A 1770-nucleotide genomic window follows, 5' to 3' on the forward strand; every position below is an offset into this window, starting at 1 on the left:
CCGGGAGCCCTCCCGCGATCCCGGACCACCGCCCCGCCCCCAGAAAGAAAGCGCTATGTCCATCCGCTCCACTCACCCGATCCTGCCGGGTTACTACCCGGACCCGTCCATCTGCCGCGTGGAGGACACGTTCTGGCTGGTCAACTCCAGCTTCGAGTACCTGCCCGGCGTGCCGGTGCACCGCTCCACCGACCTGGTGCACTGGGAGCAGGTCGGCCACGCCTACACGCGTCCGACCGCCCTGCCGCTGCCCGGCGGCGACGCCGGCTCCCAGGGCACCTTCGCCCCCACCATCCGCCACCACGACGGCACCTTCTATGTGATCGTCACCAATATGGGTCAGGACCCGCTGGGCCAGCGCATCGTGCGCACCACCGACCCGGCCGCCGGCTGGTCCGACCCGGTGGAAGTGCCTGACACCCCGGGCATCGACCCGGACCTGTGCTGGGACGAGGAGGGCATCTGCCACCTGAGCTGGCGCGGGGTGTCCTTCGAGACCGGCACCGCGGTCTCCACGCTGCGCTCGGTGCCGATCGACCCGGACACCGGCGAGCGTCTGGGCGAAGTGGTGGATCTCTGGCAGGGCACGGGCATGCGCGACGCCGAAGGGCCGCACCTGTACCGGCGCCGAGGCTGGTGGTACCTGCTGCTGGCCGAGGGCGGCACCGGCGTCGGCCACTGCGTGACCATGGCGCGCGCCCGCGAGCTGACCGGCCCGTGGGAGCAGCACCCCGGCAACCCGATCCTCACCCACCGCTCCACCGACCATCCGGTGCAGGCCACCGGGCACGCCGACCTCGTCCCGCTCGACGACGCCGGCTGGGACGGGGGCCGCTTCGCCATGGTGCACCTGGGCATCCGCCAGTTGGAGCCCTTCCCCGGCTACCACGTCAATGGCCGGGAGACCTTCCTGGTCGGCGTCGACTGGGAGGGGGACTGGCCGGTCGTCGTCGAGGACCGCTATGCGGAGGCGATCGCCGCGCGCGACGCCGCCTCGACGCAGGCCTTCACGGATGAGTTGCGCGGGCGGCCCGGCCCGGTCGCGGACGGCGACGCCCCCTGGGACCTGCCCGACCGGTGGGTCTCCCCCGGCGGGCTCGCCCGTACCGCGCTGACGCGCAACGCGGCCGGGGCGCTGGCGATCACTGCACCCGACGACGACGCCGCGCCGCGTCCGCTGCTGGCGACCCGGTGCCGCGACGTCGGCTGGCGGGCCGAGGCGGAGTTGACCGTGGAGCCGGGCGCCGTCGTCGAGCTCTGCGTGTATTTGGACCCCGATCACCGGGCCGCCGCGCGCTGGGACGGGAGCCGCGTTGTGGGCGTGGCGACCTCGGCGCCGTTCGAGCAGGTTCTCGGCGAATTGGCGGCAGAGGACTTGGAGGCGGCGCAGGGACGGACGCTGCGACTGTGGGTGAGCGCGCAGCTACCGGAGTCGGGGTTCTTCGGGCAGCGCGTGCCCGACGAGCTGGTGCTGGGCGTGAGTATGGCCGGACGGGACGTCGAGTTGGGGCGGTTGGACGGCCGCTACCTGTCCACCGAGGTGGCCGGCGGCTTCACCGGCCGGGTCGTGGGCGTGCGCGCCATCCGCGGCACCGCGACCGTTGAGCGCTTCGACTACCAGCCGCTGTAGACACATCAGGCTCGGGCAGAATGAGCCCGATTGACCGGTTGCACACTTCTCCTCGGAGCCCAATCCCACAATCCGCACGATTCCGCGGTTCTACTGAGACCGCCAGCAGCCATGAGCCGCCTCCAGTGTGCAACGAGGCG

The 1770-nt window shown here is 72.3% G+C and carries 1 protein-coding gene; it reads left to right on the plus strand.

Features of this window, described 5'->3' with window-relative positions:
* A partial coding sequence (locus tag DRB06_RS08090) for a glycoside hydrolase family 43 protein (RefSeq protein ID WP_220093001.1) occupies positions 1 to 1630 on the plus strand: 1630 nt, incomplete at its 5' end.
* Positions 1631 to 1770 lie beyond the last annotated feature (140 nt).

Source organism: Actinomyces sp. Z5, assembly GCF_003287795.1.
In the GTDB taxonomy this organism is placed as follows: domain Bacteria; phylum Actinomycetota; class Actinomycetes; order Actinomycetales; family Actinomycetaceae; genus Actinomyces; species Actinomyces glycerinitolerans.